The 9943-nt window shown below is 49.5% G+C and carries 10 protein-coding genes, 1 tRNA gene and 2 pseudogenes; 8 read left to right on the plus strand and 5 right to left on the minus strand.

The window, feature by feature from the left end; translation table 11 throughout:
• Positions 1-10 precede the first annotated feature (10 nt).
• Both H2P46_RS19140 and H2P46_RS19145 read left to right on the plus strand, forming a co-directional pair.
• Complete coding sequence (locus H2P46_RS19140; protein ID WP_193406441.1) at positions 11-1780, plus strand: GMC family oxidoreductase; 1770 nt, start codon at positions 11-13, stop codon at positions 1778-1780.
• A 4-nt stretch (positions 1781-1784) separates the two neighbouring features.
• Positions 1785-3050 carry a c-type cytochrome gene (locus H2P46_RS19145; protein WP_193406442.1) on the plus strand — a complete coding sequence of 422 codons (1266 nt, stop codon included), beginning with the start codon at positions 1785-1787 and terminating at the stop codon, positions 3048-3050.
• Positions 3051-3096: 46 nt separating this feature from the next.
• Here the strand turns inward: H2P46_RS19145 and H2P46_RS19150 are convergent, their stop codons facing one another.
• The 4 genes and pseudogenes from H2P46_RS19150 to H2P46_RS19165 all read right to left on the minus strand — a co-directional run bounded on the left by H2P46_RS19150 (position 3097) and on the right by H2P46_RS19165 (position 5678).
• A complete protein-coding gene (locus tag H2P46_RS19150) occupies positions 3097-3768 on the minus strand; it encodes a MarC family NAAT transporter (RefSeq protein WP_193406443.1) in 672 nt (223 codons plus the stop codon).
• A 64-nt stretch (positions 3769-3832) separates the two neighbouring features.
• Complete coding sequence (locus tag H2P46_RS19155) at positions 3833-4468, minus strand: hypothetical protein (protein WP_193406444.1); 636 nt, start codon at positions 4466-4468, stop codon at positions 3833-3835.
• Between the two features lie 214 nt (positions 4469-4682).
• Positions 4683-4958, minus strand: coding sequence for a putative quinol monooxygenase (locus H2P46_RS19160; protein WP_193406445.1), 276 nt, complete (start codon positions 4956-4958; stop codon positions 4683-4685).
• 91 nt (positions 4959-5049) lie between these two features.
• Positions 5050-5678: pseudogene (locus tag H2P46_RS19165) on the minus strand (LysE family translocator).
• A gap of 130 nt (positions 5679-5808) precedes the next feature.
• On the opposite strand from H2P46_RS19165, the gene H2P46_RS19170 reads away from it, so the two are divergent.
• Positions 5809-6120 carry an ASCH domain-containing protein gene (locus tag H2P46_RS19170; protein WP_193406446.1) on the plus strand — a complete coding sequence of 104 codons (312 nt, stop codon included), beginning with the start codon at positions 5809-5811 and terminating at the stop codon, positions 6118-6120.
• Between the two features lie 341 nt (positions 6121-6461).
• On the opposite strand, the gene H2P46_RS19175 is transcribed toward H2P46_RS19170, so the two are convergent.
• Positions 6462-6968, minus strand: coding sequence for a YjjA family protein (locus H2P46_RS19175; protein WP_193406447.1), 507 nt, complete (start codon positions 6966-6968; stop codon positions 6462-6464).
• Between the two features lie 580 nt (positions 6969-7548).
• On the opposite strand from H2P46_RS19175, the gene H2P46_RS19180 reads away from it, so the two are divergent.
• The 5 genes and pseudogenes from H2P46_RS19180 to H2P46_RS23470 all read left to right on the plus strand — a co-directional run.
• On the plus strand, positions 7549-7944 hold the full coding sequence (locus H2P46_RS19180; RefSeq protein ID WP_193406448.1) for a DUF2382 domain-containing protein: 396 nt from the start codon (positions 7549-7551) through the stop codon (positions 7942-7944).
• Positions 7945-7972: 28 nt separating this feature from the next.
• A complete protein-coding gene (locus H2P46_RS19185) occupies positions 7973-9001 on the plus strand; it encodes a YsnF/AvaK domain-containing protein (protein WP_193406449.1) in 1029 nt (342 codons plus the stop codon).
• 217 nt (positions 9002-9218) lie between these two features.
• Positions 9219-9303, plus strand: a tRNA-Leu gene (locus tag H2P46_RS19190).
• Positions 9304-9464: 161 nt separating this feature from the next.
• Positions 9465-9811, plus strand: a pseudogene (locus tag H2P46_RS19195) (integrase arm-type DNA-binding domain-containing protein); the annotation flags it as partial.
• Between the two features lie 37 nt (positions 9812-9848).
• A partial coding sequence (locus H2P46_RS23470; RefSeq protein ID WP_238939003.1) for a hypothetical protein occupies positions 9849-9943 on the plus strand: 95 nt, incomplete at its 3' end.

Consider the following 9943-nt stretch of genomic DNA (forward strand, 5'->3'; position numbering starts at 1 on the left):
CAGGATTATCATGGCACAGGTTACTAAAAAAGAAGTCGATGTCGTCGTCTGCGGACTCGGCTGGGCCGGCTCGCTGATGAGCATTGAGCTGGCGCTGGCAGGGCTTGAAGTGCGCGCATTAGAGCGCGGCGGCGATCGCGATTATGATGAGTTCGCCTATCCAAAACCGGCGGATGAGTATGCGTATGCGGTACGTAATAAAGTATTTGCTACCCCAGCGGAAGCTGCGGTAACGGTTCGCTATAACACCAGCCAGACGGCACTGCCAACCCGTAAATGGGGCGCGTTTGCGCCGGGCACTGGCGTGGGCGGCTCCGGTCTGCACTGGACGGCAGTTCTGCTGCGTCCAACCCCAACCGACATCAAGCTGAAAACTTACGTGGACGAGGCATACAAGCCAGGCATCCTGCAGGAAGATATGCGTGTGATGGATTTCCCGTTTACCTGGGATGAAATCGAACCATATTTCTATAAATTTGAACTGATTTGCGGTCAGTCCGGTAATACCGGCAACCTGCGCGGCAACATTCTTGAAGGCGGGGATCCGTTTGAAGGCCCGCGCTCTGAGCCTTATCCGCTGCCCGCGCTGGATGATACGTTAAACAACGTGATGTTCAAAGAAGCGGCGGCTAAGCTTGGGTATCATCCGTTCCCGAACCCGTCAGCGTGTGTTTCTCGCGCATGGAAAAACCCATACGGCAACCAGATCGCACCGTGTAACTACTGCGGCTATTGCAGTAAATATCCCTGCCTGAACTACTCTAAAGCCTCACCGCAAACGGCCGTGATGGATGCCCTGAAGCGTATGCCGAACTTCTCTTATGAAGTGAACGCGGAAGTGATCAAAGTGGTGCTGAACGACGACAAGAAAACCGCTAAAGGTGTGATCTATATCGACGGTCAGGGCAATGAATGCTTCCAGCCAGCGAAGATTGTGGTGCTGAGTAGCTTCCAGCTTTATAACGTGCGTTTGATGTTGCTGTCTGGCATTGGCAAGCCGTACAACCCTATTACCGAAGAAGGTGTGGTAGGGCGTAACTATGCGTTCCTGTCGAACGGCGGCGCGACGCTATTCTTCAAAGATAAGCACTTCAACCCGTATGCGACTGCGGGAGCAACGGGCCAGATGTTCAACGACATCTCGCCGGGCAATTTCGATGGTCCTTCACTCGGTTTCCTTGGCGGTGCGAAGATCCATAGTTCACAGGCCACGGGAACGCCAATCAGCGCGGCTCTGCCAAAAGGCACGCCGACCTGGGGAGCAGGCTGGAAAGAGGGCCTGGAAGAGTGGTATGGCCATTCAATGAAGATCAGTATCACGACGACCTGCCAGTCGTACCGTGACATCTATCTGGATCTGGATCCGAACTATAACGATCACCACGGTTTGCCGCTGCTGCGTATGACGTTCAACTGGAAAGAGAACGAGTTGAAACTGCAGCAATATCTGAAAGGAATTGTGGGCAATATCGCGAAAGAACTGAATCCAGACAGTATGAGCATGAGCTTCCTGCCAATGGGCGCTGACTTTGATCTGACCAAATACGTTTCCACTCACAACGTGGGCGGAGCGGTAATGGGCGATAACCCGAAAACCTCAGCACTGAATAAATATTTACAGAGCTGGGACGTGCACAACGTGTTTGTGCCGGGCGGCAACGCTTTCCCGCAAAACTTCCAGGCAAACCCGACCGATACCATCGGTGCGATTACCCTGATGGCGGCACAGGCGATCAAAGATCAGTATCTGAAAAATCCCGGTCCACTGGTACAGGCATAAGCGCATGAACAAGCTGAATTTTAAATCATTGTTACTCGCCAACGCCGTACTGCTGGCCAGCGGTTTTGCAGTTCAGGCGCACGCAGAAGATGAAACTCAACTGATCAAACAGGGCGAGTATTTATCGCGCCTTGGCGACTGTATGGCATGTCACTCGGTTGCGGGTAAGCCAGATTACGCGGGCGGCCTGGCGATTGAGTCGAACCTTGGCACCATTTTCTCCACCAATATCACGCCAGATAAACAACACGGTATCGGTAATTACACCGAACAGCAGTTTTCTGACGCGGTACGTAAAGGCATACTGCCGGATGGTTCGCGTTTATATCCGGCGATGCCGTACCCGGATTACGCCAGGATCAGCGATGCTGATATGCACGCGCTGTACGTCTATTTTATGAAAGGCGTGAAGCCAGGCGCTGAGCAGCCGCCGGAAACCAAGCTGAGCTTTCCGTTCAGCCAGCGCTGGGGTATGCGTTTCTGGAACTGGGCATTCACTTCCGATAAGCCCTTCCAGCCGATTGATGGCGCGTCTGAAGAAGTGAATCGCGGTGCGTATATTGTCGAAGGGCTGGGGCACTGTGGTAGCTGTCATACACCACGCGGGTTTGGCATGAACGAGAAAGCGCTCGACAGCAGGGATGATCAATTCCTGGCAGGCGGCAGCCTGAATAACTGGGATGTGCCGTCACTGCGTGGCTTGCCGCGCTGGAGCGAGCAGGAGATCGTTGATTATCTGCAAACCGGTCGTAACGACAAAGCCGCAGTAGGGGGCGAGATGAAGTCGGTGATTGAGCACAGCAGCTCACACATGACCGATGCAGACCTGAAAGCTATCGCCGCCTACCTGAAATTTATCGGTGGCAACCCGCCGCTGCAGGCTTATAACGTGCAGGCGCAACAGGCAACCGAGGCCAGGCTGACGACGGCGAAAAACCTGACTGAAGGTGAACGTCTGTACCTCGACAACTGTGGCGCTTGCCACTTTGTCACCGGTAAAGGCGCGGCAGGCATTTTCCCGGAGCTGGATCAGGCGACTCTTGTCAATGCGAAGGATCCAACCGGGTTGATCCACACTATTCTGGTGGGAGCACAACAGCCATCAACTGAGAAAGCCCCTTCGAAACTGGCGATGCCGGGCTTCGGCAATCGTCTGAGCGATGATGAAGTCGCGAAGCTTGCAACTTTCGTTCGTCAAGGCTGGAGCAACAAAGCCCCTGCGGTAAGCAAAGAGCAGGTAGCGGAAGTACGTAAGTCATTTGAGCACTAAATACTGAGTACTTAACGGAAAACGGGGCGTCATTAGCGCCCCGTTTTTATCCGTGCAGGCCGTGAGCCACTTCCAGCACACCATTTATTACAAACTGCACGCCCATACACACCAGCAAAAATCCCATCAAACGCGAAATGGCTTCGATGCCGCCTTTGCCGACCAGCTTCATAATCCCGCCTGAGCTGCGCAGCGATATCCATAAAATGACGCTGACCAGAAAGAAGGTGATGACAGGGGCCACGGTCAGCACCCAGTCAGGAAAATCCACGCCGCTCCTGACCGTAGAGGCCGAGCTGATAATCATTGCAATAGTGCCGGGCCCGGCTGTGCTGGGCATCGCCAGAGGAACAAAGGCGATGTTAACGCTTTCTTTTTTCGCCTCCAGTTCATCCTGTTTATGTTTGGCTTCAACCGATTGACCCGCCGGTTTAACCGGGAACAACATGCGAAAACCAATAAAGGCGACGATCAGGCCCCCGGCGATGCGCAAACCCGGAATTGAGATACCGAAAGTATGCAGCACTGCGTTACCGGCGTACCATGCCACGATCATAATGGCGAACACATATACGGAGGCTTGCAGCGCCTGATGATTGCGCTCGCTATAGCTCATATCGCCCGCAAGGCCAAGAAATAACGCCACGGTGGTGAGTGGATTTGCCAGCGGCAAAATAACCACCAGCCCCAATCCGATGGCTTTAAATAACTCCAGCATTTTGCTGCTCCAGGAGAATAGCGCGCCAGCAGGATACTGACGCGCAGCAATCAAAGCGATGCGTTTAATGTTTCGGACGTTCCAGCGCTTCCAGCAGTTCCGGGAAGAAGTCTTGCAGGATCTCAGGGGTCATTAATTCAGGATATTGCATCAAATGTTCACGGATGCGTTCGTTGACGTCGGGGATCAAAAGCTGTGCAGCGCGGGTAGCACTGACCTTTTGCTTCTTCATGATACGCAACATTGCGTCGGGCAGGCTGTCCTCATCATCCGCATCGTCAGCCATTTCCAGCGCATCCAGCTCATCAAACATCTCCATCAGCGCTTCGGTCTGTGGCGTGCGTGACTGATATTCGTGTGGATGTTCATCCTCAAGAAAACGCAGCATGGCGCGCATCGGTGTGCCATCTGGTGCTGTGGGCGGCTCGGCAGCGAACCAGCTCAGTAACTGATGCATAGTGATTTGATGCACATGGTAGCCGCTGTCGACTAACTCATCGGCGAGCAATTCTGCGGTTTCATTTTCGATCAGGCAGATATGGGTTTTGTGCGGATCATACTGATCGAGCCACTGGTAAATCTCTTCAATGACGCCGTCGTCGTACTCGAATTTTTTGTTGAAATAGCTGCCATCCGGATCATGTACGCAGGCTTTAATGAGATCGGGATCAAAGTAAATCGCAATGTTGAAGCCTTTCATACGTGCTGTCCTGTGTGATTCAAAAACTCACTATAACGCTGGATGGACAGTTAGGAAACGTCAGGTGTTAATGACGGGTTGCGTTGCATGATGTCCGCACGATTCACTCGCCCGCCGCAGTGATATAGCGCGTGCGACTATAAGGAAATGATCGACAGTCAGATTAGCGAAATAAAATACATAATCCGCTATGAAGGTTCCTGACTGCTAACAGCTACTCAACGTCGAATATTTTATACTCTCTGGCAATCGCGCCGGTTTCTTTACCCCAAACTGAAACCTTCGTTCTTTTTTGGTGAGTATCGAAGGCATCTTTATCCGTGAAACATTCTTCGACCTGCCAGATCAACGGATCTGCTGTTTCTGTTACGTCGAAAGAGATACATCCGGCCTCTTCATGCGTCAGCCTTTTATGTTCTGGAAGGTAATGACGGACAATTTCCGATTCTTCTCTATTTGTGCATACTAAACGCCCAGTCAGTTTAATCATTATTATTCCTTTCTTTTGATTGATCCTTAGGATGTTCTCCTTCAGGTAAACGTTATACCGAAGGATCGATGAGCGATGTATCAGGGAAGATTTATAACTGATACAGCAACGGAGAAAATGACTCAATTAGGCTGAACAGAGAAAAAATAATGAGCAGAAGCCCTCCCACACAGTTGACATATTTTTTCAGCCGCAGTGGATCGATATTTTTGGCTAAAAAATCAGGGCATGACTGATGGCGATAAGCCAGAGGCTCATCACTGCTACGTGAACAGAGGCCAGGGTCAAATAATTGCTAACGCCTCCCTGGTTTCCAGCAAACTGTGGAATGACCGTCAGATAGAACATGATGGCTTTAGGGTTCAGAACATTCGCCAGCCACGCCTTGCTTACCGTAACCGAAGACAGGCTGCTGTTAAGTTCGATACGCTTTGTTTTCAGGCCGCTGCGGATAAGCATCACACCTAACCAAAGGAGATAAAGCGTTCCTGCCATTTTCAAGCTGCCAAAAACGGTGGGAGACGAGACAATGACAGCGGTTATACCGAATCCGATAAAAAGCGCATGTGTATATATGCCCAGAGCTGTGCCGGCCAGGGTGCTGAAAAGCCCTTTACGTCCGTCTGCCAGAGCGCTACTCATGACAAGCTTGAAGCTGGCTCCCGGCGAGAGCGCTACAGGTAGTCGTGCAGGCATAAAGCCGATGAGGTTGATTTCCATAGGCGTTGGATAGTAAGCGGTCTGTCACCGCGTTGCCAGTTTATCTAGCCTGATATTCCCCGCGATAAGTCAGTCCGTTGCCTGATGTTATGATAAATTCCGCTGATACCAGATTTACAGGAGAGTAATTATGCAGAGCCTTGAGATCGTTCCCCGTCTGCTTCCTGAAGTCCGTTCCGGCAGAAAACGACACACTATCCGCTGGCGTGAGCGCAAAATTGTGCCCGGCCTGATGCGATATGTGAACGCGGAAAACGCCTCTGATACGTTGGTGGTGCGGGTGACTGAGGTAAAAACCATGCCGCTCTTCTCCGTGGCACGTTATCTCGGTAAGTCAGAAGCGTGGCCAGATACGGTTCTGCTGACCGGTATGCAGGAGCATTACCCGGATATACAGCTCAATTCAGAGGTGGACGTGATACACCATCTTGCAGCGGATTAAGTAGGCTCGTTACCTGGCTGTTATGGTGCATTATCCCATATAAATTTAACGGATTTTATCGGGGCGTCAGTTAAACGGAAACGCCATTACGGGTAAGTCGTTTGTCGGCAAACCGGTGGAGCATCAGCGCAGGCAGATCGCCAGCTGAGAGGATGTTATCTGTTCCAGAATACACGGGATTGATCAGGCAGACCTGCAGAAGTACGCCGGAATGCCTGCAAACGTACCGTCTGACATGCCCTGTTGCTGACTCAAACGGGAAGCTTTATGCCACTGACCGTTGGTCAGATTACCTGAAAGGTGAGGGAAGCGTACACAGGTACGCCTGCCTCACCCAGAGATTATGAAATAAAGTTCTTACCCTGCTTCAGTACCACATCACAAGCTTTAGTCTTGAGCTTCTCGCCCATGGTAGAGTTGCTCAGGCTTTGCAGATTCAGCTGCTGGCCGTTGCCAGTATTCAACAGCCCAGCCACACCTTGCTGATAATCTGTTTTCTGCTCTTGTGCCGTTGACGTGTTCAGCCCTAACTTACTGAGAACCTGATCCTTCACCGACTGCACATTATTTTTCACTACATTATGTTCGACACAGTACTGCATCACGCCCGCCGCATTGGTCATACTATTGGCGCTGACCGCTTTATCGCCACCATTCAGCAGCCCGGTAATAGATGAAAGCGACAGGCCGCTATTCTGACTTGTATTGGTGGAATTACTGCTGTTTTGCTGGCTGAGTTGCGATGCTGCGCTACTCAGTTGATCCTGCCAGCTTGCCGCCGATGCACTACCGGCCACAAAAAGTGCTGCTAAGCCCCATCCCCAAACGCTATTTTGTGTTTTTTTCATATCAACCTCAGACATTTAATTATTTTTGCTACTACTGGCTTGTTAAGAGAAAGCTGAACAATAAAAGTTCCAACAAATTGTGACTAAAAATGTTTTTGAGATTAATCTGTAAAGAACTGATGGTATTTCAGGCAATAGCGCTACGCTTATTAAGTGTATTTAAATCAATTCAACTGGAGTAGCGCAGTTTATTAAGTGTGTCACCTCTGAAATATAAATAAACATCTCTTCATTTTTTGGTTGGCTGTGGGCTGGTTTATTCCTGGGAAACGTAAATTTCGCGCTGCGTTTATAATAGATAAAGCAATGAGGATGAGTATTTATCAATGACATAGGTTGTGATTAATGCTAATATTTATCAAAAACTTAGGATATGAAACGGAGAGTAACCGCTGCGCTTTATATATGTTTAATCAAACTGTAAAAATTCCTTTTTATTCCTCTTCTAAATAAAAAATATCCTTTTTACTTTCTAACTCAAATTTATTGTCTAGGCTTAATAACTATGTCAGGTCGTTGCGGTGAATATTCATAAGAAGTGATGAATATTTATTTATTGAAACGGTAAACGGGAGAGAATATGGCTGAACAGCCGGAACACAATAAAGATGCCGAGATCACTTTGAAGCTTGCTGAAGAGCAAGTTGATGTGACTAAGCAGAAGGTTGTGGATGGTCATGTTCGCATAACCCGTTCCACAACTGAACATGACGAAATGGTTAGTACGCTACTCAATAAGGAAACGGTTGAAGTTGAGCATGTGGCTAAAGCGCAACGCGTTGAGTCGATGCCAGAAATCAGGGAAGAGAATGGCGTACTTATTGTGCCGGTCGTTGAAGAAGAGATTGAAATCGTCAGAAAGCTGGTGCTTAAGGAAGAGATCCACATTCGAAAGGTGCAGGAGACCGCGCCTTTTCAGGAGGTGGTAACACGCCGTAAACAGCGGGTCAAAATAGAGAAAGAAGACGATCGGTAAATGAAAAGCTCACAAGAGAGGAATGATCATGGCACACGAAAAAATCGTAACACTGTTCGATTCTGTAACTCAGGCCGATGCCGCGAAAAGAAATCTCATGAAAGCAGGCTTTGCTGATCGGGATATTAGTTTGATCAGTGGTGAACGCCTGCAGTCTGAAGGCAAAGCGATTCGACATCCGAGCATTTGGCAGCGTTTGTTTGGACATACGGTTGATGAAGATCAGGCGGATGTTTATACCAAAGCGATGGATACTGGCGGCGTAGTGTTAACGCTACAGGCTGAAGAAGAGGAGCTGGCTAAAGCAATGACGATTCTTCATTCACATGATTCAGTGGATGTGCCGTCACGCATAAAAAGCTCGCTAACGGATACGCCGCAGCAGAATGTCGGTCAGACAGTTAACCCAACGGCAGGACGTGATTTTGCGGGTGAAACCGATGATCGTAGTCGTGAGCCATTGCGTACTTCTTTAACGGGCGATGAATCTGAGGAAGAGATTCTGCGTCTGGCTGAAGAGCAAATAGAAGTGGGCAAACGTCTGGTCAGTGAAGGTTCGACACGCGTACGACGTTATACCGTGACGGATGAAGTATCAGAAGATATTTCACTGCATGAGCAACATGCCGATATTTTCCGCCGTTCAATAAACGAACCAGCGCTAACCGGTGATGTTGACTGGTCAGAGAAAACGGTTGAAGTCGCCGAATCGCACGAGCAGCCTGTCGTTAACAAAACGGCTAATGTAAAAGAAGAGGTGGTGGTACGTACTGACGGTAGCGATCGTACTGAAACCATCAATGATTCTGTTCGCCGTCAGGAAGTAGATATTGACAAAAATACGGCTGACTCACACGAACGAGCATTATCGCCTGCGGGTGGTGCCAATACGGTAAATAGCCCCGGAGCTAGCCCAGCGGCTGCAGTCTCAGCGAAAGATGAGAATACAACCGGTAACGCCTTTAATTCTCAGACCGGTGAACATAAACCAGGGCTGACTGAGAAGGCAGAAGATAAACTCAGCGCGGCGAAAGACAAACTGGGAAGCAAACTGTAAGTGATAAGCTTTACACCAGAGCGTAGGCTCAGAGTGGCTTAAATTTCATTTTGTTACATCGAACAAGACCAGCTCGACGGCTGGTCTTGTTATTTTTACGGGACAGGCAATATGCTCCGCTGTTTTTTTCACCGCTTAGCGCATAACCCGGTGAAAGGGGGTTGCGCGCTGCGCATGTAACGGTATAATCCACCACGTTTTCCGCATCCTCTTCTGTGCCGAAGTGGCGAAATCGGTAGACGCAGTTGATTCAAAATCAACCGTAGAAATACGTGCCGGTTCGAGTCCGGCCTTCGGCACCATTTAAAGATACGATAACTTCCATAACAGTCCGCAAGTTTCTAAAATTAAAGCCGAAAGGCTTTTTTTTGGCTCAAATCCGTCCGAGCATATCCGTTATAATCCGGTTATCGGTGAGCAGAATTAGAGGTATTTCCACTCCGATAGAAATTGTGCTCATAAAATGAAGCTCAACGCCCGCCAGATCGAAACAGCCAAACCTAAACCTATCAAATCGCTGATGGCGGCGGGCTGTATCTTGAGGTCACGCCTAAAGGCTCCCAATACTTATGTATGAAATATCGCCGTCCCGCTGACAAAAAAGAAGATCGTCTGGCTTTCGGCGCCTGGCCTTCAGTCAAACTGGCTGAAGTCCGCGCTAAGCATGACGAAGCGAAGAAGCTGTTAGGGCAGAAGATAGATCCAAAGGCAGAGCAAAAAGAAGCGCAGGCACAAACGTCCGGGACCTACACGTTTGGAACGTTTGCCCGCAAATGGCATAGCAGTAACAAACGCTGGAGCGATAGTTATCCTCTGGCTTTGTTGAATAAATCGAACTTTTGCTGAGTTGAAGGATCAGATCACGCATCCTCCCGACAACACAGACCGTTCCGTGGCAAAGCAAAAGTTCAAAATCACCAACTGGCCCACCTACAACAAAGC

This window comes from Mixta mediterraneensis (assembly GCF_014946725.1).
In the GTDB taxonomy this organism is placed as follows: domain Bacteria; phylum Pseudomonadota; class Gammaproteobacteria; order Enterobacterales; family Enterobacteriaceae; genus Pantoea; species Pantoea mediterraneensis.